This window comes from Methylobacterium sp. Leaf399 (genome assembly GCF_001424525.1).
Lineage (GTDB): Bacteria > Pseudomonadota > Alphaproteobacteria > Rhizobiales > Beijerinckiaceae > Methylobacterium.
Genome location: NZ_LMQK01000001.1, coordinates 121,765 through 146,802 on the forward strand (window position 1 = coordinate 121,765; position 25,038 = coordinate 146,802).

Here is a 25,038-nt window from a genome sequence, read left to right on the forward strand (position 1 = left end):
GCCCGGCCCGGCATGAGCGTTCAGGGCTTTCGCGCGGTGACGATCCCGGTCAGCACGTCCATGCGGGCCTCGTCGTCGCGATAGTCAGCGGCCAGCGAGCGTCGGCTCCACGCGAGGTAGTCCGGGGGCGCCCGGTCGACGGGATGCACCTGCGCGTCCCTCCAGCCGTGGCGGGCGAGGGACTCCAGGTAGTCGCGCGGCCGCAGGCGGTTGGGCTGCCCCGGGAACGTCATGGCGCGATAGAGGGACGGGCCAATGCGGTAGATGCTGTTGGGATCGACGCGGCGGACCCAGCGGGAATGGGTCTGGAAATCCACCATCGCGATGAAGACCGCCCCAGGCCTCATGACCGGGCCGAGGTCGGCGATCACCGCATCGACGTCGTCGAAGTGCTCGAACGCCGCGTTGCTGACCACCACGTCGAAGGTCCGGCCGGCCGCCGCACGCACGATGTCGAAGTCCGGGTCCGTCGCATAGCCGACGCCCGCGTCCTGCCCTTGCGCGAGAGACTCGGCGACGGCGCGCACGATGGCGGGATCGCATCCGTCGGGGAGCGGCGCCTCGGCGATCATGCGGTAGAAGGCCGAGGGCGTCTGCGCGGCCAGCTCGTTGACGTCGACGGCGAGGTAGGACGAAGCGCCGAATCCACGGAGCAGGACGCCGGTGCCGAGGGTGGCCCCGGGCCCGAGTTCCAGGACGTCGAGGCCCCGGACGCTGCGCGGATGCGTGCCGAGGCGGGACAGGGTGTCGTTCCAATCCTGGACGATCTCGACGACGTGCGCGATCGCCTGCGTCAGGTCCTCCGACGCAAAATCGGTGGGCCTGCGATAGCCGCCGATGCGGTGACGGGCGGCCGCGAGGCCCATGGCGCCAAGGCCGACACCATGGAAGATCAGGTTCTTGACGGCGTGCATCTCGATGTCTCGTCGCTGATGGGGATGCCGGCTGCATCGACGCGTCACGGCCGGACGGGACCGTGCCGTTTCGAGACTGACCCGGCCCTTCGATGGGCCCATGCCGCAATCGCCGCGCCGGGACCGCGATGCGAGGATCGGTGCCGGCGCCGGACGGGAATCGCGGTCAAGAAACCGTTGCCGCGATCCGCGCTGCGATCAGGGACGCGTCGGGTTCGCACCGCTCGCGGCGAGGCCGAGCGCGCCGGCGGTGGCCGGGTCGAAGCCGGGGCCGATCTCGCTGTCGGCCAAGGCGAAGCCGCCGCTCCCGACGTAGGTCCAGGCGGCCCAGGCGAACCCGTGCTCCTCGGCGAGGTTCCGCATGTCGTGCAGCCAGCGGGTGCGCGCCGCCGCTCCCTCGTCGGTGCGCTGGTAGGGCGTGAGGTGAGCCCCGAACTCGCCGAGCAGGATCGCGTGGGCGGGCAGCTTTTGCGCCTGTCGCCAGGCGCTCACCCTCCGAAAGATCGCGTCGAGGGCGGCCCGGTCGAAGCCGGACCGGCTGTAGCGGCGCAGGGCGTCGCCGGCCGCCGCCGCCCCACCCGCAGCCCGCAGCGCATCGCTCGGGAGGCCGGCGATCCGCAGAGCGGTGGCCCGCTCCATCGCCGGCGACCCCGCCGGTGCCGGATAGGGCACCGCGTCGAACGGATAGGCCGGGTTGCCCTGCACGCCCTGGTGCGTGAACTGCCAGGGCTCGTAGCTGTGGAACGTGTACAGCACCGCCGGATCGTTCGCGAAGGGGCGGATGTCGAGGGCGTCCAGGGAGGCGGCCGCGTTCTGCTCGCCGCCACCGAGGACGAGCGGCAGCGTGGTGGAGCCCTGGCGCGCCGCCCGGTAGGCCGCCTCCAGCATCGGCTGCCATGCGGTCTGCGACATCTCCGGCTCGTTCATCAGCTCGAACGCGAGCCGTGGCGCCGACACCGGGCGCCGCCGTGCGACCAGCGCGGCGAGGCTGGCGGCCGTGCGGGTCACCAAACCCAGGTAGGCGAGAAAGGCCGGCGCCGTGGCGCCCGCAGTCAGCGCGGTCGGCGTGTAGGCCGGATGCATGTCGCTGGGATGGAGATCGACCACGACCCCGAGGCCGTCGTCGAGCAGCGCCTCGACGGTCTCGACGAGACGGCGGTCGATGCGCGCCCGCCTGGCTGCGTCCGCGGCGAGGAACGGGCCGACGTCGACGGCGAGCCGGACGAAGTCGAACCCGGCCGTGCGGATCGCCCTGCGCTGCGGCCCGTCGAAGCGGAAGCGCGGCCCCGAGAACGGCGGCTCGGCATAGGAGCCGTCGTCAGCGACCTCGGCCCAGCCCATCGCGTGCGAAACGCCGATGCCGCGCCGGAACACGGGGATGGCGGAGCCCGGCGGCTGCAAGACCGTGGCGCTCAGGACCGGTGTGCTCAGGGCGGCGGGGGCAAGGCAGGCCAGCCCTGCGAGCGGCAACAGAACGGCGCGGCGGCTCGGAGGGGCGGACATGAGGGTCCTGCGATCGGTGGCGGTCGTGCCGACGCCCTATAGGCGGCCCGTGTCCGATAGCGCAACGCCGTGAGCCGCGCGCGGACCCGTCGCCGTGCGGGCCCGCTCCGCCTATATGGTCGGGAGGCTCGGCGACCGGCGCGCGCCCGGACCGGCGACGATGGCCGGCGCCCTTTCGCGGTCGGAGATGGGCTTGGGCACACGATACGGCCTGGAGATCCGCGCCGCCGCGGCCGGCGACGCCCCCGGGTTGTCGCAGTTGTTCGACGCCTGCGGCCTGACGCTGTCGGCCCGCGACGCGGCGGACCGTCTCGAGACGCTGCGGCGCGAGCAGGCCGCGGCCCTCGTCGCGGTGGAATGGGGGCCGCCCTCCGGGCTCGTGGTAATGAACTGGTACCGGACCCTCCTATCCGGCGCCCCGGTCGCCCAGATCACGGTGCTCCTGGTGGCGCCCGACGACCGCCGCCGGGGCATCGGCCGGCTCCTCCTCAAGGCCGCGGCGCAGGCGGCGCGGATGGCGGGCTGCGCCAGCCTGGAAGCCCTGGTCGATGCCGACCGGCCGGAATCGCGGGCCTTCTGCCTCGCCACCGGCTTCACCCTCACCGGCCAGCGTTTCGCCAGGCCCCTGCGCAAGGGCGCCCAGCCCTGAGCAGGCTCCGCGAAGGCCTTCCGCTGGAGCGTATCGGGAGGCCGTCCGGAGCGTTCTCGGCCCGGCGGCTCGCCGATGCGAGGCGGATCGATTGGAGGTCTCGATGAGAGAGTTTCCCGGAACATGAGGTCGATCGACCGTCACGCGCGTTCATCGAGAACGCGAATACCGTGAAGGACCGCCCATGACGATCTCTCGCACGTTGTCGATCGCTCGCACGCTGTCGATCTCCATCGGCGCCATGCTGGCGACCATGACCGGAGCCCATGCGGAGCCGCCCAAGGCCGCGGTCTTCGACTTCCAGCTCGCGAACCTCGGAATTCAGGGGCCGACCGAGGCGGATGTGGCCCGCCTGAAGCCGTTGAGCGACCAGCTTCGGTCGCTGCTGTCGGAGAGCGGTCGCTATGCGATCGTGTCCACGGGCCCGGTCGAGGACCGGGTCACCCGGGGGGCGGGCCTGCGCAACTGCAACGGCTGCGCCGAGGACTACGCCAGGACGCTGGGTGCCGACGTCGCCGTCACGGGCGAGATCCAGAAGGTCTCCAACCTCATCCTGAACATCAACGTCTACGTGAAGGACCTCAGGAGCGACAAACCCGAGCAGGCCTACAGCGTCGACATCAGAGGCGACAACGACGTCTCGTTCGACCGTGGCCTCAAGTACCTCGTCAAGAACAGCCTGCCACCGACGCCGTAGGTCGGACGGTCGGCGACCCGAACCGCCGGGCCGTCATTCGGCCGCGGCGCGGTGGGCGAGGGGATCGGTGACCGGGAAGGTGCAGGTGACGCGGGTGCCGGCGCCGGGGGCCGAGTCCAGGGCGACGCGCCCGCCGTGCAGCTCGACGAAGGAGCGCACGATCGACAGGCCCAGTCCGACGCCGCGATGGCGGGTGCCCAGGGTATGGCTCTCGAACCGGTCGAACACCCGCGCGGCGACGTCGACGGGCATGCCGCGGCCGTGGTCGGCCACCGACAGCACGAGTTCGTCGCCCTCGCGGCGCGCCTCCACCCGCACGGTCTGGCCCGGCGCGGAGAAACCCACCGCGTTGGAGAGGAGGTTGAACAGGATCTGGCGCACCCGCTTGCCGTCCGCGACGAAGCTGCCGATGTCGTCGGGCACCGCGAGGTCGAGGGTGATCGCCGATTCCGCGAACCGGTCCTCGAGGCCGCGCACCGCCGCCTCCACCGTGGCGCGCACGTCGACCACTTCCCGCGACAGTTCGAGGGAGCCCGCATCGATCGAGGCGAGGTCGAGGATGTCGTTGATCATCACGAGGAGGGCGCCGGACGAGCGCATGATGTGGTCCGAGTACTCGCGCTGGCGGTCGTTGAGAGCGCCCACGGTCTCGTCGCCGAGGAGCTGGGTGAAACCGATGATGTTGGTGAGCGGCGAGCGCAGCTCGTAGGAGACGTGGTGGACGAAGGTGTCGCGCAGGAGCGAGGCGCGCTCCAGGGCGTCGTTCTTCTCGGTGAGCGCCCGCTCCACGTTGACGCTGGCGGTGACGTCGATGAGCGTGAGCAGGGTGGCGCCCTCCGGCAGCGGCTGCGTGGCGCAGTCGAGCACGGTGCCGTCGACGATCTCCAGGCGGCAGGTGAGCCCGGCGCGGGTCTCGAGGTCGGTCACGGCGGCACGGATGTCGAGCCAGGGCTCCTCGTCCGGGGACAGGATGCGGCAGGCCGCAATCACCGCGTCGACCCGCGGCCGCTCCACCAGCATCGCCGCGTCGAGGCGCCAGGCGGTGGCGAAGGCGCGGTTGGCGAAGGTGAGGCGGCCATCGGCCCCGAACACGGCCACCGGCTCCTTGAGGGTGTCGAGCGTCTCGGCCTGCACCCGCATCAGGGCGTTGTAGCGGGATTCGAGCTTCACGCTCTCGGAGACGTCGTCGAACAGGTAGGTCAGGCCGCCCTGGGGGTTGGGGTCGGCGACCACGCGCAGGGAGCGACCGTCGGGCAGGTACCACCAGGTCTCGTTGGCCTCCACCGCCCGGTAGGCGGCGAGCACGTCCGATTTCCAGGACTTGAAATCCGCCTGCTCGGGAAGCTTTCGCGAGGCGCGCAGGTGGTCGAGGATCTCGCCGTCGAGGGGCCGCTGCTCGAGGAAGGATTGGTCGAGGCCCCACAGGTGCCGATAGGCGGCGTTGTGGAAGATGAGGCGCTGGCGGGCGTCGAACATCGCCACGGCGGTGGGCAGCTGGTCGAGGGTGCGGACGTTGGCGTCCATCTGGCGTTGCAGGTCGGCGCGCACGCTCTCGAGCTCGGAGACGTCCACGGCGATGCCGACCCGGCCGCCCTCGATCACCGATTCGGTGACGTCGAGGTTGCGCCGGCCGCCGGCCACCACCGCCGACAGGCGGAAGGCGCCGCGCGCGCCCGAGCCCGGCCGTGCGCCGTCGTGCCGGGCGATCATCTCGCGGGCCTGCCGGTCCAGGAGCTCGATGCCGGCGACGACGGCGCCCTCGCGGCTCGGGGCCTCCACGGCGGCGACATAGGCGGTGTTCACCCAGGCCAGGGCCCCGTCCTGGTCGCGCTGCCAGACCGGTTGGGGAATCGCGTCGAGCAGGTTCGAGAGGGCCGAGAGGCCGCGCTTGGCCTCGTCGAGGCGGTGGCGCAACTCGTTGAGCTGGCGGCGCTCCTCGCTGGTCTCGCGCAGGCGCAGCAGGGCGCGGCCGGCGAGCGCCTGGCCGTGCGCCTCCATGTAGCGGCCGTCCTGGGCGCGCAGGCTCAGGCGAAAACCGGTCCCGCGCTCGCGCAGGGCGAGCACGGCGGCATCGAGGGCTCCGGCGTCGCTCGCCGCGAGCCAGGTCGAGAAGGCGAGGATGCGCTCGGACCCGCCGGCGAGGCTACGACCCTCGGGCAGGGCCAGCGTCACGTCGCCCTCGATCACGGGATCGCCCCGCCCGGCCCAGGTCACGATGACCTGGCGCTCGGCGTTGAGCAGCAGTTCGGCGAGGTCGTGCGACCCGTGCAGGCGGGCGAGCTCCGAGGCGAGGTCACCCTCGCGCCGGGTCCAGCGCGACCGCTCGCGCATGTGCAGCAGCGAGAGGATGGTGGCGAACACCGTGAGGCCGATCAGGATCGCGAGACCGGCGGCGTTGTGGGTGTGCTGTATGACGTCGGTGGCCCAGGTCGTTCCTAGGGACGTGGTTCCCGGGGCCGCGGTTGCCGGGGCCGCGGTTGCCTGGGTCGTCGCGCCCGGGCCAGCGGCCAGGGCGGAAGCGCCGGACGCACCGACGAGCAGAGCGCCGATGCAGACCCTGATCTGCACCGCTCGATCGACCCACATTTCGCCCCGCCTCCACGACCTGCCGATGAGGCGCCACCACGTCGCAACAGACCGACCCCGTCATCGGCTGGCGACTCGCCGTATCCGGCGACTCCGACCCACACTAGCGCGAGCCGGAATCCCGCAGGAAGGGGGCGAAGCTTAACTTTGACCCGAACCGGATCACGTGCCGCCGGGAGGCCGCAGAAAAGACACACCGGACGCCCTCGCCCGCCCCCGGCGGCGCGGCCCCGGACACGAAAAAAGCCCGGCATCGAGCCGGGCTTTTCCGTCACGCAGCGGACCGAGGCGGCCGGGGCCGCCCCACCGTCAGTATCAGTAGCGGTAGTGATCCGGCTTGAACGGGCCGGTCTGCGACACGCCGATGTAGGCGGCCTGATCGGGGCGGAGCTTGGAGAGCTTCACGCCGATCTTCTCGAGGTGGAGCATGGCCACCTTCTCGTCCAGCGCCTTGGGCAGCGTGTAGACCTGACGCTCGTACTTGCCCGGGTTGGTCCAGAGTTCGATCTGGGCCAGGGTCTGGTTGGTGAAGGAGGCCGACATCACGAAGGACGGGTGGCCGGTGGCGTTGCCAAGGTTCACCAGGCGCCCCTCCGACAGGAGGATGATGCGGTGGCCGTCGGGGAAGGTGATCTCGTCCACCTGCGGCTTGATGTTGGACCAGGTCATGTTCTTCAGGCCGACGACCTGGATCTCGTTGTCGAAGTGGCCGATGTTGCACACGATCGCGCGGTCCTTCATGGCGCGCATGTGGTCGATCGTGATGATGTCCTTGTTGCCCGTGGCGGTCACGAAGATGTCGGCGCGGGGGGCCGCGTCTTCCATCGTCACGACCTCGTAGCCTTCCATGGCGGCCTGGAGGGCACAGATCGGGTCGATCTCCGAGATCAGGACGCGGCAGCCGGCGTTGCGCAGGGAGGCGGCAGACCCCTTGCCGACGTCGCCGAAGCCCGCGACCATGGCGACCTTGCCGGCCATCATGACGTCGGTGCCGCGACGGATGCCGTCGACGAGGGACTCCTTGCAGCCGTAGAGGTTGTCGAACTTCGACTTGGTGACGGCGTCGTTCACGTTGATCGCCGGGAAGAGCAGCTTGCCCTCCTTGGCGAGGTTGTAGAGGCGGTGGACGCCGGTGGTGGTCTCTTCCGAGACGCCCTTGATCGACTCGGCCAGGCCCGCGAACCAGCCCTTGGGCTTCTCGGCGAGCTTCTTCTTCAGGAGGGCGAAGAACACCTCCTCCTCTTCCGACTCGGGCTTGTCGAGGAAGGCGGTGTCGCCGTTCTCGGCACGCAGGCCCAGGTGGACGAACATGGTGGCGTCGCCGCCGTCGTCGAGGATCATGTTCGGCATGCCGCCGCCATGCCAGTCGAACAGCTTCGACGTGTAGTCCCAGTACTCCTCCAGGGTCTCGCCCTTGATGGCGAACACCGGGATGCCGGCGGCGGCGATGGCCGCGGCGGCGTGGTCCTGGGTCGAATAGATGTTGCAGGACACCCAGCGGATGTCGGCGCCGAGAGCCTTGAGCGTCTCGATCAGCACCGCGGTCTGGATCGTCATGTGCAGCGAGCCGGCGATCTTTGCGCCCTTGAGGGGCTGCGACGCACCGTATTCCTCACGCGTGGCCATCAGGCCGGGCATCTCGGTCTCGGCGATCGAGATCTCCTTGCGGCCGTACTCGGCCAGGCCGATGTCCTTGACGATGTAATCCTGGGCCGGGGAAATCTGGGCCATGTGGTTCGCTCTCTCGTCTCGCGTTGCGCTTGGGCTGAGCCTCTAGCAGGCGCCGGGGTAGGAAGCAATCAAGACATAAAGATGTCTTTATGCGAACCTCGAGGTCGGCGGGTCGGCGCAGCGGGTGCCGGCCGGCGTGACGACGCGCCCGGTCCACGAACGAGACGCACCGGGCGGCAGCGACAAAAAAAGGGACCGGACCGCCCGGCCCGATCCCCTCGCGGACGATCCGCCGTGCCGCCGGAGTCACGCGGCCTGGCGGGGCTCCTCCAGCAGTTCGTCGGCGGGGCCGAAGAACTCGAATTTCACCCGCTCGGCGGGCACGCCGTGGCGGGCGAGGCCGTTGACGAGGGCCGCCAGGAACGGCTTGGGGCCGCACAGGTAGTAGGTCGCCTCGCCGAGCGGCGTGCGGGCCGCGAGCCAATCGGCGGTGACGAGGCCGGGGACGTCGTAGTCGACGCCCGGTCGGTCGCCGGCCTCCGGCGCGGCGTAGAAGGTCTGCAGCCGGACGTTGCCCGACCGGGCGGCCAGGGTGCGGACATGCTCGCGCATCGCGTGGACGCGCCCGTTCAGGGCGCCGTGGACGTACCAGACCGGACGCGCGTCGCCGCTCTGCACCAGCGTCTCCAGCATGCTCAGCATCGGCGTCAGGCCGACGCCGCCGCTGATGAGCACGACCGGTGCGTCACTCGAACGGTCAAGGAAGAACTCGCCGGCCGGTGGCGCCACCCGCATCGCCGTGCCCGGCCCGGCCTGCGCGTGCAGCCAGTGCGAGACGATCCCGGCGGGCTGGCCGACGCCGCCCTCGCGCTTGACCGTGATGCGGTAGGCGCGGTCGTTCGGCGCGCAGGAGATCGAGTAGTTGCGCTTGAGCACCCCCCGCCCCGGCAGGTCGAGGAGGAAGCCGAGGTACTGCCCGGGCTCGTGGCGCAGGACGGGCAGGCCGTCGCGCGGCGCCAGCACGAAGGAGCGGATCGTCTCGCTTTCCTCGGCCACCGATTCGATGACGAAGTCGCGCCACCCGTTCCAGCCGCCGGGCTTGTGCGCCAGGTCGCGGGCGATGGCGGCCTCCCGGCCGATCAGGATATGCGCCAGGAACCAGTAGGCCTCGCCCCAGGCCGCGCAGATCTCCGCCGTGGCGGCGTCACCGAGCACGTCCTGGATCGCGCCGAGCAGCGCGTCGGCCACGAAGGGATAATGCTCGGGCAGGATGTTGAGGGCGACATGCTTCTGGGCGATCCGCTCCACGGCCCCGCTCATGGCTCCGAGGTCGTCGATGTGTCGGGCATAGGCCAGGACCGCCAGGGCGAGCGCCTTGGGCTGCGAGCCGTTCTCGCCATGGTGCGACTGGTTGAAGAGGTCGCGCATCGCCGGGTCCTGGAACAGGCGCTCGTACATCCGCTTCGTGATGGTGAGGCCATGGGCCTCCAGGGCGGGAACGGTGGCCTTGATGAGGGCGACGGTGGCGGGCGTCAGCGGCTGGGACACGGCGAGCTCCAAAGGTTCATTTACAATGAACCTTTGGAGCCGAGATGCAAAAGATGCAAGCAGAATGTATCTTCGAAAGCCTGTAGGAGGTGGCCATGCGCCTCACTCGCTACACAGATTACTCCCTCCGCACCCTGATCTATCTCGGGCTCAACGACACCGGCTTGAGCTCGATCGCCGAGATCGCGCGCGCCTATGGGATCTCGGAGAGCCACCTCACCAAGGTCGTGCACCAGCTCGGGCGGCTCGGCCTCGTCCACACCCTGCGCGGCCGCGGCGGCGGCCTGCGGCTCGCCCGTCCGCCCGCCGAGATCGTCGTGGGCGCCGTCGTGCGGCAGACGGAGGAGGACCTCGCCCTGGTGGAGTGTTTCTCCGGGGGCGCCTGCGCCATCACGGCGCCATGCCGCCTGCGCCGTGCCTTGGGCGAGGCCCTGGCCGCCTTCCTCGCCGTGCTCGACGGCTACACCCTGGCCGACCTGCTCGGGGACGGCGCGGCACCGGATCTGGCCATGCTTCTCGGGTTGCCGGTCGTCGGCGGGAAGGGCGCCGCGGCGCCCCGATCCGACGCCGGGGGCACCGCGCCGACGCCCGATACGGGATCGCGTGACGAGCGTGGATGAATGCGAGCGCCTCGCTTCCGCCTCGTGGGGAGGGGTATGAAGGTCCGGTCGAACACACCGGGGCGACCGAGATCGCTCACCCCTCGTCGCGCAGCTGCCGCCGGATGATCTTGCCGGTCGTCGTCATCGGCAGGCTGTCGCGAAACGCGATCTCGCGCGGGTACTCGTGGGCGGAGAGCCGGGTGCGCACGAAGGCCTGGATCTCGTCCGCCAGGGCGTCGCTCGCCGAAAATCCGTCGCGCAGCACCACGAACGCCTTCACGATCTCGGTGCGCAGCGCATCGGGCTTGCCCACCGCCGCCGCCAGGGCGACGGCCGGGTGGCGCAGGAGGCAGTCCTCGATCTCGGTGGGGCCGATGCGGTAGGCGGCCGAGGTGATGAGGTCGTCCTCGCGGCCGACGAAGTGGACGTAGCCGTCGGCGTCGCGCCGGGCGGTATCGCCGGTGAGCATCCAGTCGCCGCGAAACTTGGCGGCGGTGGCCTCGGGCTGGTTCCAGTAAGACAGGAACATCACCGGGTCGGGCCGGGCCACCGCGATCTCGCCGACTTCGTCGACCTCCGTCTCGCGGCCGTCGGGGCGCTGGATCATCACGCGGTGGCCCGGCACCGGGCGCCCGGTGGACCCCGGCCGCGCCACGCCGGCGGCCCGGCACGCGGCCAGCACGAGGTTGCACTCGGTCTGGCCGTAGGCCTCGCCGATGGTCAACCCGAGTTCGCTGCGCGCCCAGGCGAAGGTCTCGGGCCCCAGCGCCTCGCCGGCCGAGGCGATGTTGCGCAGGGCCGAGAGGTCGAAGCGCCCGCGCGGATCGGGCACGCCGCGCAGCATCCTGAGCGCGGTGGGGGGCAGGAACACGTTGGTGATGCCCTGGTCGGCGATGAACCGGAACGCGCCCTCGGGATCGAACCGGGCGGTAGGGCGGGCCACCACCGGCACACCGTGGTGCAGGCTCGGCATCAGGACGTTGAGGAGGCCGCCGGCCCAGGCCCAGTCCGAGGGCGTCCACATCAGGTCGCCGGGTCTCGGGGGAAAGTCGTGCATCATCGCCCAGCCCGGCAGGTGGCCGAGCAGCACCCGATGGGCGTGGAGCGCACCCTTGGCGAGGCCGGTGGTGCCGGAGGTGTAGATCATCAGGGCCGGATCGTCGGCCAGGGTGTCGCGCGGGCGGAACCCCGCCGGCGCCGAAGCGAGGAGGTCGTCCCAGCCGAGGACGCCCTGCGCCGCGCCGTCCGTCGAGACGACATGGGCCAGAGCGGGCAGGTCGGCGCGGATGGCGGCCAGCTTGGCGAGGCCGGGCGCGTCGGTGATCAGGACCCGCGCACCCGCATCGGCGAGGCGGTATCGCAGCGCCTCGGGGCCGAACAGGCCGGCCAGCGGCAGGGCGATGGCGCCGATCTTGTAGGCCGCCGCATGGGCCACGACGACGGCGGCCGATTGCGGCAACAGAATGCCGATGCGCTCGCCCGGCGCGATCCCCACGGCCACCAGGCCAGCGGCCAGGGCGTCGGACCCCGCCTTGAGCGCGCCGAAAGTGGTGGCCGCCACGGTGCCGTCGCCGCCAACCTCGACGATCGCCGGGCGCTGCGGCTCGCGCAGCCCCCAGCGGTCGCAGACGTCGACGCCGATGTTGAACCGCTCCGGGATCGCCCAGGCGAAGCCGGCGACGAGGCGGTCGTAATCGGGCGCGCTGGCCAGCATGGCGGAAGCGCTCACGTCCCGGCGGGCTTGAAGCCGCCGGCATGGACGAAGTCGGTGATCGGCCGGCGTCCGTTCGGCGTCTCCTTGGCGACCTGCTCGGGCGTGAGCTCGGCCCGCGCCACCGCGCGCCCGACGCCGTAGGCCGCCTCGACCCGGTGGTCGGCGGGCACGTTGAGGGCGGCGACCGCCCGCTCCCGGTCGAACCCGGTCATGCCGTGGGCGTGCCACCCCTGGCGGATCGCCTGGAGCTGGAAGTTGGCCGAGGCCGCGCCGGCATCGAGGGAATGGCTCCAGGACGGCTTCAGCTCGTCGCCCGCCTTCATGTGCGTGCTCGACACCAGGATCACGATGGCGCCGGTGTCCTTCACCCACTTCTGGTTTCCGGGCACCAGGAGGTCGAAGAACACCGGCCAATGGGCCGCGTCGCGCAGGGCGTAGAGGAAGCGCCAGGGCTGCGAGTTGTAGGCCGAAGGCGCCCAGCGCGCCGCCTCGAACATCCGCAGCAGCTCGGCCTCCGGCACCGCCTCTCCCGTGAAGGCGCGAGGCGACCACCGCTCGATGAAGAGCGGATCGATCTCGTGGTCGGGCCGGCGCGGGTTGGAAGACGTCACGGGCGATCTCCGGATGGCGGCCGCGCGATGCGGCGGGGTCGACGGGACACCGCATGCACGACATCCGCCCCGGAGCGCAAACCCCGTGCGGATCGCGCCGTTCCCGTTAGCGATATCGTCATCTTATGGGCCCAGGCTCCCGCCTCCCGCGGCCGAACGCGAGACGAGGTGACGGCGTGCCATACGGCTCTGGCCAGACCGAACGGCCGGCGGGAGGCCCCGCCGCCGCCAACGATTCGGCGACCCTGGATGCGGTGCTGCTCGATGCGGCCGACCGCTGCCTGCGCTCGGGCCGCTTCCTCGACAGCTTCGGTCCGGTCCTCGAGGCCCGTTTCGAGGCCGACACCCGCCAGGACCGCATCCGCCAGATCCGGTACGCCGTCTTCATCGGCATCCTGGTGTTCAACATCTACAACCTGACCGGGCTCGTCACGCTGCCGGATTGGTGGGTGCTCAACCTGGTCCTGAGGGCCGCCGTGGTCACGCCGGTCGGCCTGTTCGTCTACTGGGCGTCGAGCCGGGTGGGAGGCGGCCTGCGCGAGATGCTGTGCGCCGGGGCCATGGTGGGCGCCAACGGCGTCCCGATCCTGCTGATGGCCCTGGAGGGCGGGCCGCGCATCTATCTGTGCACGGCCGAGATCATGCTGAGCATCGTGTTCGGCAGCAACGTGCTGCCGCTGCGCTTCTCCTGGGCCTGTATCGTCTCCGCGGTCACCGCCGTCCTGGCGACGACGGTGGTGCTGACGAAGTCCGACATCCCGATCGAGCTCGGGCTCGTCATCGTGATCGACCTCCTCGTCATGATGAACTTCACGCTCATGGCCGCCCGGCGGACCGAGGCCGCGAACCGGCGCGACTATCTCCTGACCCTGCGCGAGACGCTGCGCGGCAGGCGCCTGGCCGAAGACAACACGATGCTCGCACGCCTATCCACCACCGATTCCCTCACGGGGCTCGCCAACCGTCGACGGTTCGCGCGCAGCATGGGCGACCTCTGGCAGGGCGCCCTGGAAGGTCGCCGCTTCGCGTTGATCCTGCTCGATGTCGACCACTTCAAGCTCTTCAACGACCGCTACGGTCACAGCGCGGGCGACGACTGCCTGCGGGCGATCGCCGCCATCCTCGCCCGTCACGCCACCGGCCCGTCCGACGTCGCGGCCCGCTATGGCGGCGAGGAATTCGCCGTCCTGCTGCCGGGCCGGACCCTGGCGCAGGCCCTCGAGGTCGCCGAAGCGCTCCGCCGCGGCGTCGAGGACCTGGCGGTGCCGCACGCGGCCCGCAAGGACGGCCTCGGCCGCGTCACCGTCAGCCTCGGCGTCGCGATCAGCAGCCAGGCGGCCTCCGAGGCCGCCCTGGTCGAGGCGGCCGACCTCGCCCTCTATGCCGCCAAGGAAGCGGGGCGCAACCGCATCCAGTCCCCGGCCGGCCCGCGCCGGCGCGACGACCCGGCCGTGATGCCGGCGGCCTGACGGGTATTCTCCGGAAGACGCGGTGGTCGTCAGTGCCGCGGTCCGAACAGGATCACCGCGGTGCCCAGAAGGCAGATCGCTCCCCCCGACAGATCCCACCGGTCGGGCTGGCGCCCCTCGACGGCCCATAGCCAGGCCAGGGACGCGGCGACGTAGACGCCGCCGTAGGCGGCATAGGCCCGGCCCGCGGCCTCGCTCTCGACCCGCGTCAGCAGCAGCGCGAACAGCGCCAGCGCGGCGAGCCCCGGCAGCAGCCAGAGCGCGGAGCGATCGAGGCGCAGCCACGCCCAGAACGCGAAGCACCCGGCGATCTCGGCGAGCGCCGCCCCCACGAAGATGATCGCCGTCATGACGGGGCTCCCCAACCGCGGGCACCCGCATAGCCAGGCCCCCCGGCGGCGGTATCCCTTTTCGACCCTGCCGTCACAGCCTTGGGCCGCAGGCTCGCCTCGCCACCCGCGAAGGGTGCCCCCCGGACACCGGCAGGTCGATGTCCGGGGGGAGGTCGAGACCTATTCGGTGACCTTGGCCCGCGGCCGGTCGTCGCCGCGCGCGGTCTCGTCGTGCCAGGCGCCGCTGCCGTCCTGGTAACGGATGCCCTCGGTGGAGCCGGGGACCTGCTGCTCGGCGGCCGCCGCCTGGGCGGCCTGGAGGGCTTCGTCGCGGCTCGGGAACGTCTCGGAGAACACGTCCCCGACCTTGTAGGCGTAGCCGCCGTCGTGCTCGACGATGTGATAGGTGACGTCCGTCATCGGTTCGGTTCCCGTGTACGAGGATATGACGGCGAACGGACCGGGCCGTGCGGGAGTTCCGCTTCAGTGCCGCGTCGTACCGGCCCAGCCGAGGGTGGCGACCGCCGCCCGGCAGCCGGCGATCAGCGAATCGCGCACGTCGTCCGGGTCGAAACCGGGCCCATCGGGGAAGGCCAGGACCTGGACCGTCCCGTCGCTCTCGCGTCGCAGCCGGCAGATCCAGCCGTCGGGCGAGCGCTCGAAGGCGACCGCGAAGCGGTGACCGTCCTCCTCGAAATGATGGGGTTCCAGATCACGGGGTTTCATGAGGCCTCTTCCTCGCTAAGGAGCTGCGGGCGACATCCCGCGTCGCCCATCCTTTAGGACCGTCATGCTGATCCGCGCCATCGTCGTCCTCGTCCTGTCGACTCTCGCCGTGCCCCTGGCCGGCTGCGGCTCGTCCCGCGAGCGGACCCTCGGCTCGGGTACTCCGACCAACCCGTTCGCCTCGAATTTCGCATCGCGTCAGATGGAGGCGGAGCCGCCGCGGCGCTAGGGGCCGGCCGGCCGAGTGGTGCGTGCCGGCGCCGAAACACGGCCCTCCGGCAGCGCTCGACAGGGCTTTCCCCGGCCCGGCGCGCCCGGGCGGGACCGGCGTGGAGACAAAGCGGGTGCGAGCCGGTAAGGAAGGTCGTGTCCGCACGGTCGCGGCCGACGTCGGGACACCCCCTGGGACCGTCCCTCCTCCCGGAGCGAAATGTCGCCGCGCCCCTCGTCGCCAGAGCTCATCGAGCCCGTCCGCACGCGGACCGGGACCGGTGCGCGCGTCCTCGCGGTCGCAGCCCTCGGCGCCGGTGTGGTCGCGGCCTGCCTGCCCTGGAGCGTGACCTCGCCTCGCCTGCTCGCGATGGTCGCTGACGATCTGGCGCGGTCCTACGGCATCGCGCTGACGGCCGACGGCCCCACCGAGATCGCGCTCCTCCCGTTTCCGCGCCTCAACGTCTCCGGCACGCGCCTGACCGCCGGCGGTCCGGATGGGGCGATCCTGGCCGAGGGCGGCCAGTTGAGCCTCCAGCTCAGCCTCGTCGCCCTGGCCATGGGGCGCATCGACCTCGACGCGGTCTCCCTCGACGGCGCCGCCGTGACCCTGCCCCTGTCGGAGACGGACGACCGCTGGCACGGTCCAATGGAGAGGATCGTCCGGCGTTTCGGCAGCGAGGCGGAGTCCCGCCCCCTTCGGCTCGGCCTGACCCGCGCCACGGTGACGGTGCGCGATCCACGCGACGGCGCGATCCAGACGGTGAGCGACGTGACCTTGGGCCTCACCTCGCCGTTTTGGGGAACCCGCGCCGAGATCGTCGCCCGCGGCATCTGGCGGGAGCGGGACGCCCAGCTGCGCCTGTCGGGCCTCGACCTGCCGGCCCTGCTCGATGGACGTGTCAGCCGCTTTGCCGCGACCGCGTCCTGGCCCGCCGCCACCTTCGACGCGAAGGGCAGCGTCGCCCTGGGTGCGCGTTACGCCGTCTCGGGCCACCTGCGGCTCGCCAGCCAGTCCCTGCCGGAAATGCTGGATTGGAGCGGCGTCACGGTCGCCCTCGCTCCCCTCCTCGATGCGTTGGTCGTCGAGAGCGATTTCACCACCGAAGCCGGAACGCTGATCCTGCCGCGCCTGCGGGTGGAGATGGGTGGAAACCGCCTCGAGGGCGCCGGGTCGCTCGCGCTTGCCGGGGGGCGTCCCGCGATCCAGGCGACCCTCGCCGCCGAGACCCTCAACATCGCGCCGCTGGTGCGCGATCTCGCCACCGCCTTCGGCATCGAGGGCGATGCCCGGCCCGCCTCGGAGTGGACGGGGCGCTCCCTGTCGCTGGCTGCGGCGACGATGGGCGACCTCGACCTGAGGCTCTCGGCCGCCGAGACGCGGGTCGGGCCGCTCCTGGTGGAGGACGTCGCCGCCGGTCTCATCGTCCGCTCCGGCAACGTCGAGGCGTCGCTCGGGCGCGCCAATCTCCAGGGTGGCACGCTCAAGGGCCGCGTCGTGCTCGGCGATGCGGGGGAAGACCGGGGCACGGAGGTGAAGGCCCAGGGCGCGTTCGAGGGGGTCGATCTCGGCGCGCTCCTCACCGCCTTCGGCGAGGAGCGGTGGCTCGTCGGCCCCGCCAAGGGCAGCTTCGCCATGGACAGCCGCGCGGCGACGATGGGCGACCTCGTGGCCAATGCCAACGGCCGCGCGGGCCTCGCCGTCGAGGGCGGGACGATCAGCGGGCTCGATCTCGGCGCCCTCCTGCAGCGCCCGGCGGACGCGGCGGCCGGATCGCCGCAGCAGCGGATCGGGCGCACCGATTTCTCCAGCGCCGCCGTCACCCTGCGCTTCAAGGACGGACAGGGCACCGTCACGCAGGGCCGGCTGGCCGCCCCGACCGTCGCCGCCTCCCTCGCCGGGACGATCTCGCTCGACCGGCGCCACCTCGACATCCGGGCGGGATTGTCGCCGGCCGAGACCGAGGTTCCACTCCGGCAGTTCGGGATCACCGGCCCCTGGGACGCCATCGTCGTGCGCGCGCTGCTCGCCGATGCGTCCGAGGCCGGCCCGCGCGGGCTGGCGGTCATGAAACCCGACCTCCTGCGGTTGCCGGCCAAGGCCGCCCTTCCGGCCACCGCCCGCTCCTATGCGCCCTGACCGGGACGCGCATCGCGTCCCATCAGCCGGCTGGCGGTGAGCGCGACCACCGTCACCACCCCGATCAGCAGCGTCGAGGCCGCGTTGATCTCCGGATTCACCCCGAGGCGGATCTGGCTGTAGAGCCGCATCGGCAGGGTCGTCGCGCCCGGTCCCGAGACGAAGCTCGCCACGACGAGGTCGTCCAGCGACAGCGTGAAGGCGAGGAGGAAGCCTGCGGCCAGGGCCGGGGCCGCCAGCGGCAGCGTCACCGTGAGGAACACCCTGACCGGACCGGCGCCGAGATCCCGCGCCGCCTCCTCCAGGGACGGATCGAGGCCCTTCAGCCGGGCGCCGACCACGACCGCGACGAAGCCGGTGGCGAGGGTCGCATGGGCGATGACGATGGTGGCGATGCCCCGGTCGAGCCCGAGCCCGACGAACAGGAGCAGCAGCGCCAGGCCCGCGATCACCTCCGGCATCACCATCGGGGCATGGACGAGGCCGGTGAAGAGCGCGCGGCCGGGGAAGCGGCCGCTGCGCGTTAGGGCGAGGGCGGCCAGGGTGCCCATGACGGTCGCGATCAGGGCGGAGGCGAGCGCCACGCGCAGGGACACCAGGGCGGCCGCCATGACCGGCCCGTCGGACAGGAGGACCCCGTACCACCGCGTCGAGAACCCGCCCCACACGGTCACCAGCGCCGAGGCGTTGAAGGAATAGACCACCAGCACCGCGATGGGCGCGTAGAGGAAGGCGAAGCCCAGGATCAACGCGCCTTTGGAGATAGCGCTCATCGCGCCGCCTCGCCGCGCCGGGTCTCCGCCTCGCGAAACACGACGATGGGTCCGACCACGATGACGAGGAGCAGGATCGCCACCGCCGAGGCCAGCGGCCAGTCGCGGTTGGAGAAGAACTCGCTCCACAGGACCCGCCCGAGCATGAGCGTGTCCGACCCGCCGAGCAGGTCGGGGACGATGAACTCGCCCACCATCGGGATGAAGCACAGGAGTGCCCCGGCCACGAGCCCGTGCCGGGCGAGCGGCAGCGTCACCGTCCAGAACACCCGCGTCGGCGAGGCCCCGAGATCGGCGGCGGCTTCCCGCAGGCGCGGATCGGCCTTGGCCATCACCGCGTAGAGCGGCAGCACCAGGAACGGCAGGTAGGCGTAGGTCAGCCCGACCAGCACCGCCGCCTGCGTCCCCAGGATCTCCAGCGGCCGGTCGACGAGCCCGAGGCGCATGAGGCCGGCGCTCAGGAGCCCCTCGGGCTTCAGGATCGCGATCCAGGCGTAGATGCGGATGAGGAAGCTCGTCCAGAACGGCACGATCACCAGGGCGACGAGGACCGGCTGAACCTTCGCCGGAGCACGCGCCATGGCATGGGCGATGGGCGTGCCGACGAGGGCGAGGATCAGCGTGGCCAGCGCCGCCAGGGACAGCGACGACAGGGCGGCATCGCGGTAGAGGCTGTCGTTGGCCAAAGTCTCGTAGTTGGCGAAATCCAGGGCCTCGAGGAAATGGGCCCAGCCCTGGGGTCCGGTGCTCCAATCGAGCACGGGCAGGTAGGGCGGCTGCGCGGTGGCCGGCTCCGACAGGCTGATCTTGAGGGTGATCAGGACGGGCAGCAGGAAGAACGCGCCGAGCCACAGGAACGGCAGCACCGGCAGCAACCGGAGGAGGCGCGGCCGCGGCGTCATGGCGGCAATATCGCGGCGGCGCGCGGATCGATGTCCACGGCCACCGTGTCCCCGGGGACGAACGCGGATGCCGCCGGGCGCATCACGCGGATGAGGGTGCCGTCCGACAGCCGCACGCCGTAGCGGATGCGGTCGCCGAGGTAGGTCCGGTCCGCCACCGTCCCGGACAGGCGCGTCGCCGGATCGGCTTGGGCCAAATCGATCCGGGACAGATCGATCCGCTCCGGACGAAGGGCCACGACGACGGCCTCGCCCTCGGCCCAGGCCCGGTCCGAGGTCGCGACGTCGAAGGGCCCGAAGCCGGCCTCGACGCGGTGAGCGCCCTCCCCCCTGCCGGCGATGCGCCCGTCGACGAGGTTCACGTCGCCCAGGAGCGCGGCGACGAAGCGGTCCGCCGGCCGTTCGTAGAGGTCCGCCGGTGTCCCGATCTGCACGAGGCGGCCGCCCTGCATCACCCCGATGCGGTCGGCCATGGTCATGGCCTCGCCGGCATCATGGGTGACGACGACGAAACTCGTGCCGAGCCGGCGCTGCAGCGCGCGCAACTCCCCTTGCGTCTCCTCGCGCAAGGCGCGGTCTAGGGCGCCGAGGGGCTCGTCGAGGAGCAGCACCCTGGGTTCGCGGGCGAGCGCACGGGCCAGGGCCACCCGCTGGCGCTGGCCGCCCGAGAGGGTCTCGGGCAGGCGCGCCTCGAAGCCCTCGAGGCGCACGAGGCGCAGGAGCCTGGCGATCCGCTCGGCGACGGCGCCGCGCCCGAGCCCGAGGCCTTTCAGCCCGTAGCCGACGTTGCGGCTGACGCTGAGGTGGGGAAACAGGGCATAGGACTGGAACATCATGTTCACCGGCCGCCGGTGCGCCGGCAGGGCGGCAAGGTCGTCTGCGCCCAGGTGGATCGTGCCGGAGGTCGGCGCCTCGAAGCCGGCGACGAGGCGCAGCAACGTGCTCTTGCCGCAGCCCGAGGGGCCAAGCAGACACACGAACTCGCCGGGCGCCAGATCGAGGGAGACGTCGTCCACCGCCGTGAAGGCGCCGAACCGCTTCGTCAGGCCGGCGATGCGCAACAGGGTCGGGGTCGGCACGGTCACGGGCCCCGGCCGATCAGGAATCCTCGCGCAACGCCTCGGCGACGCGGGCCTCCAGCAGGTCGGGCCTGCGGATCACGAGGGCGCCGCGGGTGCGGTCGATGAGCCCGTCGGCGGCCATGACCGTGAACTCGCGGGTCACCTGCTCGCGACGGCACCCGATGCGGGCGGCGAGCACGTGATGGTAGGGCGGCGGCGTGACCACGCGGGCGCCGTCGCTGCCCGCGCGCGGCACCGAGAGGCGCAGCAATTCGGCATAGAGGCGGTGGCGCAGGTCGAGGAGCGCGTGCTCCATCAGCCGGGTGTTCAGTTCGCGCACGCGCTTGGCCAGCAGCCGGAACAGGCGGTCGGCGATCGGCTCGGAGGCGAACACCATCTGCCGGAAGACCGGGGCCGGGACCACGCAGACCTCGCCGCGGGTGAGCGCGGTGACGTTGGCCGAGCGGCCGATGCCGTCGAGCGCGGCCAACTCGCCGAAGAAGGCACCGCCGCGCATCTCGCCGAGGATGACTTCCTTGCCGGACTGCGACCGGTTGAGGATCCGGACCTCGCCGGCGATGATGAAATAGACGTCGGTGGAGACATCGTCGTAGTCGACCAGAACCTCGTTCTCGTCGAACTTGCGCCAATGACAACGGGTCTCGTAGGCCGACAGTTCGATCCCCGGCTCCTTGAAGAACGGGATCCCGGTCAGCCGCCCTGCACTCACGTCGTCCACCTTCCGTTGCCGGACCGATCGTTAAGCCCTCGCCCGGGCGGGTCAAGCCGGATGGGCACCGGGCCGGCGGATAGAGGTGGATGCCGTCGGGACGACGCGACGACCCCTCGGACCGGACCGACCCGCGCCGCCTCGCCCGTGTCGATCTTTCCGCGATGAGGCGATGAACACCGTCCGGCCGAGCGCGTTGAGTTCCATCGCCCCAAAAGTAGATCCCTGCTCCGGGCCTCTTTTCGAGAAATGGAATTCGCCATGGCCAAGGTTATTCTACCGTCGCTCATCGCGGGAGGTCTTGCCTCCGCCATGCTCCTGACCGCACCCGCGCCGGCTTCGGCGGCCGAAGTCTCCGCACGGCCAACCTTCGACGCCCTGCAGCGCAGCGGCGCGCCGATCGGATACATGCAGTTTCGCGGTGGACGCGGTGGCTTTGCCGGCGGCGGCATCGGCGCTGGCCGGGGCTTCGGCGGCGGACGCGGATTTGGAGGAGGACGCGGATTCGCGGGCGGCCGCGGCTTCGCGGGACGCGGCTTCGGCGGCGGTGGCTATCGCCGTGGCGGGATCGGCGGCAGCGCCGTGATCGGCGGTCTCGCCGCGGGCGCATTGCTCGGCGGTGCGATCGCCAGCCAGTCGGGTGGCGGCTACTACGGCTACGGCGGACAGCCGGGATACGGCTACGGATACGGGGCACAGCCCGGTTACGGATACGGCTATCAGGTCCAGCCGGGCTACGGGTACGGGGTGCAACCGGTCTACGAGGTGCAATCCGAGGATCCGCGCAATACGGTCGCCTATTGCGTCCAGCGTTTCCGCTCCTACGACCGGGCCTCCGGCACCTATCTCGGCAATGACGGCCTGCGTCACGCCTGTCCCTAGAGCGAATCGATCCGGTCCGGAGGGGTCCCGCGCGCTGCGGGGCCCACCGGGCCGGGCCCACGATCCTGCCGGGGGTCTCGAACTTCGGCGGGCTTGCCTCGCACGGGCCGCCACCGCACAAGCGCGCCATGCTGCGCGTCAACGACCTCACCTATCGCATCGGCGAGCGCCTGATCCTCGACGGCGCCACCTTCTCGATCCCCGACCGGGCTCGCGTCGGGCTCGTGGGCCGCAACGGCGCCGGCAAGACCACGCTGTTCAAGGCGATCCTGGGAGAACTGCCCACCGAGGGCGGCACCGTCTCGATGCCCAAGGGCATGCGCATCGGCGCCGTGGCCCAGGAGGCGCCGGCCGGGCCCGAGACGCTCCATTCCGTCGTCCTCGCGGCCGATACCGAGCGTACCCGCCTGATGGCGGAGGCCGAGCACGCCGACGGCCTGCGCCGCGCCGAGATCGAGACCCGCCTCGTGGACATCGAGGCGCATTCGGCGCCCGCCCGCGCCGCCGCCATCCTGCACGGCCTCGGCTTCGACGCCGTCGCGCAGGGCCGGCCGTGCGCGGATTTCTCCGGCGGCTGGCGGATGCGCGTGGCGCTGGCCGCGGTGCTGTTCTCCGAGCCCGACCTGCTGCTGCTCGACGAGCCGACCAACTACCTCGACATCGAGGGCACGATCTGGCTCTACGACTACCTGGAGCGCTATCCGCGCACCGCCGTCATCATCAGCCACGACCGCGATCTGCTCGACGAGTGCGTCGACCACATCCTCCACCTCGACCGCGGCAAGCTCGCGATCTACCGCGGCGGCTACACCTCCTTCGCGCGGCAGGTGGCCGAGAAGAGGGTGCTGCAGGCCAAGGCCAAGGTGAAGCAGGACGCCGAGCGCGCCCATCTCCAGAGCTTCGTCGACCGCTTCAAGGCCAAGGCGACCAAGGCCCGCCAGGCCCAGTCCCGCGTCAAGCGCCTCGCCAAGATGGAGATCATCGCCTCGGTGATCGAGGACGACGTGCCCGTCTTCCGCTTGCCGAGCCCGGAGCGGCCGCTCTCGCCCCCCATTGTGGCGATGGAGCGGGTGCAGGCGGGCTACGCCGACCGCATCGTGCTCTCGGGCCTCAACCTGTCGCTGGCCCCCGACGACCGGGTCGCCCTGCTCGGCGCCAACGGCAACGGCAAGTCGACCTTCTGCAAGCTCATCGGCGGGCGCATGGCTCCCTTGAGCGGCGAGATGAAGCGGTCCTCGAAGATGGAGGTCGCCTATTTCGCCCAGCACCAGCTCGACGAGCTGCGCCCGGCCGAGAGCGCCTACGCCCATGTCCGCGACCTGATGCCGGACGTGCCCGAAGCCAAGGCCCGCGCCGCGGCCGCCCGCCTCGGCTTCTCGGGACCCAAGTCCGAGACGCCGGTGTCGCAGCTCTCGGGCGGCGAGAAGGCCCGGCTCCTGATGGGGCTGGCCGCCTTCAACGGTCCGCACCTCCTCATCCTCGACGAGCCCACCAACCACCTCGACATCGAGAGCCGCCAGGCCCTGGTGGCGGCGATCAACGACTACGAGGGCGCGGTCATCCTGGTGAGCCACGACCGCTTCCTGGTGGAGGCCTGCGCCGACCGGCTCTGGCTCGTGGCCGACGGCAGCGTGAAGGCCTTCGACGGCGACATGGACGACTACCGACGCTTCGTCCTCTCCGGCCCCGAGCGCGAGGCCGACAAGGCCGCCGCCGAACCGGCCGGCGGCGCCAAGGCGCAGGAGCGCCGCTCCAACGCCGAACGCCGCAGCGCGCTCGCTCCCCTGCGCAAGAAGCTCGACGGCGTCGAGGCGCGGATGACGAAGCTCTCCGACGCGATGGCCAAGATCGACGCGGCCCTCTCCGACGGCTCGGCCTTCCAGGCCAATCCCGCCAAGGCGGCGGAACTGATGAAGATGAGGTCTGATGCCGCGGTGGCCCTTGAAGCCGCGGAGGAGGAATGGCTCGGCCTGAGCGCGGAGATCGAAGGCGAGGGGTGATGGCTCGCCGGCTCGTGCCGTCGGCGTGTTCGAGCCGAACGCGATCCCCTCCCCGTTGCGGCGATCGGCAGGGGTCGGTTGCGCCTGGCGCGATACGGGCTCACCCCGCCACCCCCACCCCCGCTGATTCCCGCAAGCGGAGGAGAGCCGCGCCGCACACTCCAGTGGCGATCGTCCCGCAGGGGGCAGCGCGGCAACATTCCGCCCCCACCCACGTTGCCGGTGCTGACCATTCCTCCGGGACGACACCATGACGACACCACGCCGCCGGACCCTGTCGAAGCGACGCCTCGGTATCGGGCTCGCCCTCGCCCCCCTGGTCGCGGCCGGCGGATGGATCGCCTACAGCCACCTCGCGCTCGACCGTGCCGTGGCGCTGCCGCCGGCCCTGCCGGGTCCGCGCGACGAGATCGACAGCCCCGCCGGCCGCCTGAGCTACTACCGCACCGACGAGACGGCGGGCGTGCCGCTTCTCCTGGTCCACTCGATCAACGCCGCCGCCAACGCCTACGAGGTCCGCCCGCTCTACATGCACTACCGGACGCGCCGGCCGGTCTACGCGATCGACCTGCCGGGGTTCGGGTTCTCGGAGCGCAGCGACCGCACCTACACGCCAAGGCTGATGACCGATGCGATCCATGCCATGGTCGAGGCGATCCGCGCCCGCCACGGCGGGGGTGCGGTCGACGCCGTGGCGCTGTCGCTCTCGGCCGAATACCTCGCCCGCGCCGCCGTCGAGCGCCCGCAGGACTACCGCAGCCTCGGCCTGGTGAGCCCGACCGGCTTCGACGCGCGGTTGTCGGGCTCGGGGCCGGACCAATCCACCCGCGGCAGCGACACCGCCCGCTCGATCGTCGCGCAGCCGCTCTGGGGCCGGCCCCTCTACGACCTCCTCGTGAGCCGGCCGAGCATGCGCTTCTTCCTGGAGAAGACCTGGGGGTCGACAGACATCGACGAGGGCCTGTTCGCATACGACCAGGCCTCGGCCCACCAGCCCGGCGCCGAGCACGCCCCGTTCTCGTTCCTCTCCGGCCACCTGTTTCCCGCCGACATCACCCGGGTCTACGCCCGCCTCGAGCGGCCGGTCTGGATGGTCCACGGCACCCGGGGCGACTTCGTCGACTACCGCCACGTCGACGACGTGCGGGCCAAGCCGAACTGGACGGTGGCCGTGCTGCCCACAGGCGCGTTCCCGCATTTCGAGCGGCTCGCCGACGTGACCGCGCGCTACGACGCCTTCCTGGCCGGGCTCGGCGGCTGAGGGCCGCTGGCTCCCGCCCCGCGGCCGTACTATTCCTCGGCGCGACCGCCGCGTGAC

Annotated in this window: 23 protein-coding genes; 9 read left to right on the plus strand and 14 right to left on the minus strand. The window is 71.5% G+C overall.

Features of this window, described 5'->3' with window-relative positions; genetic code table 11:
• Window positions 1-20 precede the first annotated feature (20 nt).
• Both ASG40_RS00600 and ASG40_RS00605 read right to left on the minus strand, forming a co-directional pair.
• The gene (locus ASG40_RS00600; protein WP_055878882.1) at window positions 21-914 is read right to left on the minus strand and encodes a class I SAM-dependent methyltransferase; all 894 of its coding nucleotides are present in this window, start codon (window positions 912-914) and stop codon (window positions 21-23) included.
• Window positions 915-1,112: 198 nt separating this feature from the next.
• A complete protein-coding gene (locus tag ASG40_RS00605; protein WP_055878887.1) occupies window positions 1,113-2,417 on the minus strand; it encodes a glycoside hydrolase family 5 protein in 1,305 nt (434 codons plus the stop codon).
• Between the two features lie 187 nt (window positions 2,418-2,604).
• Between ASG40_RS00605 and ASG40_RS00610 the strand changes: the two genes are divergently transcribed.
• Together ASG40_RS00610 and ASG40_RS00615 are read left to right on the plus strand one after the other, a co-directional pair.
• Window positions 2,605-3,066, plus strand: coding sequence for a GNAT family N-acetyltransferase (locus tag ASG40_RS00610; protein WP_338011762.1), 462 nt, complete (start codon window positions 2,605-2,607; stop codon window positions 3,064-3,066).
• Window positions 3,067-3,307: 241 nt separating this feature from the next.
• Window positions 3,308-3,763, plus strand: coding sequence for a DUF3280 domain-containing protein (locus ASG40_RS00615; RefSeq protein WP_244472250.1), 456 nt, complete (start codon window positions 3,308-3,310; stop codon window positions 3,761-3,763).
• 33 nt (window positions 3,764-3,796) lie between these two features.
• On the opposite strand, the gene ASG40_RS00620 is transcribed toward ASG40_RS00615, so the two are convergent.
• The 3 genes from ASG40_RS00620 to hmpA form a co-directional block, all read right to left on the minus strand.
• The gene (locus ASG40_RS00620) at window positions 3,797-6,349 is read right to left on the minus strand and encodes a sensor histidine kinase (RefSeq protein ID WP_055878893.1); all 2,553 of its coding nucleotides are present in this window, start codon (window positions 6,347-6,349) and stop codon (window positions 3,797-3,799) included.
• A gap of 315 nt (window positions 6,350-6,664) precedes the next feature.
• Window positions 6,665-8,071, minus strand: a complete 1,407-nt coding sequence (gene ahcY / locus ASG40_RS00625) for an adenosylhomocysteinase (RefSeq protein ID WP_156387538.1) — start codon at window positions 8,069-8,071, stop codon at window positions 6,665-6,667.
• 255 nt (window positions 8,072-8,326) lie between these two features.
• Window positions 8,327-9,568, minus strand: coding sequence for an NO-inducible flavohemoprotein (gene hmpA / locus ASG40_RS00630; protein WP_055881012.1), 1,242 nt, complete (start codon window positions 9,566-9,568; stop codon window positions 8,327-8,329).
• A 95-nt stretch (window positions 9,569-9,663) separates the two neighbouring features.
• On the opposite strand from hmpA, the gene ASG40_RS00635 reads away from it, so the two are divergent.
• On the plus strand, window positions 9,664-10,188 hold the full coding sequence (locus ASG40_RS00635) for an Rrf2 family transcriptional regulator (protein WP_244480494.1): 525 nt from the start codon (window positions 9,664-9,666) through the stop codon (window positions 10,186-10,188).
• Between the two features lie 76 nt (window positions 10,189-10,264).
• Here ASG40_RS00635 and ASG40_RS00640 read toward each other — a convergent pair whose 3' ends face one another.
• Both ASG40_RS00640 and ASG40_RS00645 read right to left on the minus strand, forming a co-directional pair.
• Complete coding sequence (locus tag ASG40_RS00640) at window positions 10,265-11,884, minus strand: AMP-binding protein (protein WP_055878900.1); 1,620 nt, start codon at window positions 11,882-11,884, stop codon at window positions 10,265-10,267.
• A gap of 11 nt (window positions 11,885-11,895) precedes the next feature.
• Entirely contained in the window at window positions 11,896-12,495 is a 600-nt protein-coding gene (locus tag ASG40_RS00645; protein WP_055878904.1) for a nitroreductase family protein, read from the minus strand.
• Window positions 12,496-12,671: 176 nt separating this feature from the next.
• Between ASG40_RS00645 and ASG40_RS00650 the strand changes: the two genes are divergently transcribed.
• Complete coding sequence (locus tag ASG40_RS00650; protein WP_055878907.1) at window positions 12,672-13,964, plus strand: GGDEF domain-containing protein; 1,293 nt, start codon at window positions 12,672-12,674, stop codon at window positions 13,962-13,964.
• Between the two features lie 29 nt (window positions 13,965-13,993).
• Here ASG40_RS00650 and ASG40_RS00655 read toward each other — a convergent pair whose 3' ends face one another.
• The 3 genes from ASG40_RS00655 to ASG40_RS00665 all read right to left on the minus strand — a co-directional run bounded on the left by ASG40_RS00655 (window position 13,994) and on the right by ASG40_RS00665 (window position 15,022).
• Entirely contained in the window at window positions 13,994-14,314 is a 321-nt protein-coding gene (locus ASG40_RS00655) for a YnfA family protein (RefSeq protein ID WP_055878909.1), read from the minus strand.
• 162 nt (window positions 14,315-14,476) lie between these two features.
• Window positions 14,477-14,716: a DUF2188 domain-containing protein gene (locus tag ASG40_RS00660; RefSeq protein ID WP_055878913.1), complete on the minus strand. Its 240-nt coding sequence runs from the start codon at window positions 14,714-14,716 to the stop codon at window positions 14,477-14,479.
• Between the two features lie 63 nt (window positions 14,717-14,779).
• Entirely contained in the window at window positions 14,780-15,022 is a 243-nt protein-coding gene (locus tag ASG40_RS00665) for a hypothetical protein (protein ID WP_244475726.1), read from the minus strand.
• Window positions 15,023-15,086: 64 nt separating this feature from the next.
• On the opposite strand from ASG40_RS00665, the gene ASG40_RS20910 reads away from it, so the two are divergent.
• On the plus strand, window positions 15,087-15,251 hold the full coding sequence (locus ASG40_RS20910) for a hypothetical protein (protein WP_156387489.1): 165 nt from the start codon (window positions 15,087-15,089) through the stop codon (window positions 15,249-15,251).
• Between the two features lie 201 nt (window positions 15,252-15,452).
• Window positions 15,453-17,372 carry an AsmA family protein gene (locus ASG40_RS00670; protein WP_055878916.1) on the plus strand — a complete coding sequence of 640 codons (1,920 nt, stop codon included), beginning with the start codon at window positions 15,453-15,455 and terminating at the stop codon, window positions 17,370-17,372.
• Here ASG40_RS00670 and ASG40_RS00675 read toward each other — a convergent pair.
• The 4 genes from ASG40_RS00675 to ASG40_RS00690 are packed head-to-tail and all read right to left on the minus strand — an operon-like array spanning window position 17,360 to window position 20,838.
• Entirely contained in the window at window positions 17,360-18,145 is a 786-nt protein-coding gene (locus ASG40_RS00675; protein ID WP_055878919.1) for an ABC transporter permease, read from the minus strand. The genes ASG40_RS00670 and ASG40_RS00675 overlap by 13 nt on opposite strands.
• Window positions 18,142-19,047 (minus strand): ABC transporter permease, encoded by a 906-nt coding sequence (locus ASG40_RS00680; protein ID WP_055878922.1) that lies wholly within the window; start codon window positions 19,045-19,047, stop codon window positions 18,142-18,144. The genes ASG40_RS00675 and ASG40_RS00680 overlap by 4 nt, the downstream gene beginning before the upstream one ends.
• Window positions 19,044-20,132, minus strand: coding sequence for an ABC transporter ATP-binding protein (locus tag ASG40_RS00685; RefSeq protein WP_055878925.1), 1,089 nt, complete (start codon window positions 20,130-20,132; stop codon window positions 19,044-19,046). Before ASG40_RS00685 ends, ASG40_RS00680 begins: the two co-directional genes overlap by 4 nt.
• 13 nt (window positions 20,133-20,145) lie before the next feature.
• Window positions 20,146-20,838, minus strand: coding sequence for a Crp/Fnr family transcriptional regulator (locus tag ASG40_RS00690; RefSeq protein ID WP_055881017.1), 693 nt, complete (start codon window positions 20,836-20,838; stop codon window positions 20,146-20,148).
• Window positions 20,839-21,150: 312 nt separating this feature from the next.
• Between ASG40_RS00690 and ASG40_RS00695 the strand changes: the two genes are divergently transcribed.
• The 3 genes from ASG40_RS00695 to ASG40_RS00705 all read left to right on the plus strand — a co-directional run bounded on the left by ASG40_RS00695 (window position 21,151) and on the right by ASG40_RS00705 (window position 24,981).
• Window positions 21,151-21,720, plus strand: a complete 570-nt coding sequence (locus ASG40_RS00695) for a BA14K family protein (protein WP_156387490.1) — start codon at window positions 21,151-21,153, stop codon at window positions 21,718-21,720.
• A 128-nt stretch (window positions 21,721-21,848) separates the two neighbouring features.
• Complete coding sequence (locus ASG40_RS00700) at window positions 21,849-23,720, plus strand: ABC-F family ATP-binding cassette domain-containing protein (protein ID WP_055878934.1); 1,872 nt, start codon at window positions 21,849-21,851, stop codon at window positions 23,718-23,720.
• 250 nt (window positions 23,721-23,970) lie between these two features.
• Window positions 23,971-24,981 (plus strand): alpha/beta fold hydrolase, encoded by a 1,011-nt coding sequence (locus ASG40_RS00705; RefSeq protein ID WP_055878937.1) that lies wholly within the window; start codon window positions 23,971-23,973, stop codon window positions 24,979-24,981.
• Window positions 24,982-25,038 lie beyond the last annotated feature (57 nt).

Excerpts from the sequence above, each read along its gene's own strand:
- ASG40_RS00610 (WP_338011762.1), top strand. The coding sequence starts at position 2,605 with ATGGGCTTGGGCACACGATACGGCCTGGAGATCCGCGCCGCCGCGGCC.
- ASG40_RS00665 (WP_244475726.1), bottom strand. The coding sequence starts at position 15,022 with ATGAAACCCCGTGATCTGGAACCCCATCATTTCGAGGAGGACGGTCAC.
- ASG40_RS00605 (WP_055878887.1), bottom strand. The coding sequence starts at position 2,417 with ATGTCCGCCCCTCCGAGCCGCCGCGCCGTTCTGTTGCCGCTCGCAGGG.
- ASG40_RS20910 (WP_156387489.1), top strand. The coding sequence starts at position 15,087 with ATGCTGATCCGCGCCATCGTCGTCCTCGTCCTGTCGACTCTCGCCGTG.
- ASG40_RS00670 (WP_055878916.1), top strand. The coding sequence starts at position 15,453 with ATGTCGCCGCGCCCCTCGTCGCCAGAGCTCATCGAGCCCGTCCGCACG.
- ASG40_RS00635 (WP_244480494.1), top strand. The coding sequence starts at position 9,664 with ATGCGCCTCACTCGCTACACAGATTACTCCCTCCGCACCCTGATCTAT.
- ASG40_RS00620 (WP_055878893.1), bottom strand. The coding sequence starts at position 6,349 with ATGTGGGTCGATCGAGCGGTGCAGATCAGGGTCTGCATCGGCGCTCTG.
- ASG40_RS00695 (WP_156387490.1), top strand. The coding sequence starts at position 21,151 with ATGCTCCTGACCGCACCCGCGCCGGCTTCGGCGGCCGAAGTCTCCGCA.
- ASG40_RS00700 (WP_055878934.1), top strand. The coding sequence starts at position 21,849 with ATGCTGCGCGTCAACGACCTCACCTATCGCATCGGCGAGCGCCTGATC.
- ASG40_RS00640 (WP_055878900.1), bottom strand. The coding sequence starts at position 11,884 with ATGCTGGCCAGCGCGCCCGATTACGACCGCCTCGTCGCCGGCTTCGCC.
- ASG40_RS00615 (WP_244472250.1), top strand. The coding sequence starts at position 3,308 with ATGCTGGCGACCATGACCGGAGCCCATGCGGAGCCGCCCAAGGCCGCG.
- ASG40_RS00660 (WP_055878913.1), bottom strand. The coding sequence starts at position 14,716 with ATGACGGACGTCACCTATCACATCGTCGAGCACGACGGCGGCTACGCC.
- ASG40_RS00655 (WP_055878909.1), bottom strand. The coding sequence starts at position 14,314 with ATGACGGCGATCATCTTCGTGGGGGCGGCGCTCGCCGAGATCGCCGGG.
- ASG40_RS00675 (WP_055878919.1), bottom strand. The coding sequence starts at position 18,145 with ATGAGCGCTATCTCCAAAGGCGCGTTGATCCTGGGCTTCGCCTTCCTC.
- ASG40_RS00705 (WP_055878937.1), top strand. The coding sequence starts at position 23,971 with ATGACGACACCACGCCGCCGGACCCTGTCGAAGCGACGCCTCGGTATC.
- ASG40_RS00680 (WP_055878922.1), bottom strand. The coding sequence starts at position 19,047 with ATGACGCCGCGGCCGCGCCTCCTCCGGTTGCTGCCGGTGCTGCCGTTC.
- ASG40_RS00600 (WP_055878882.1), bottom strand. The coding sequence starts at position 914 with ATGCACGCCGTCAAGAACCTGATCTTCCATGGTGTCGGCCTTGGCGCC.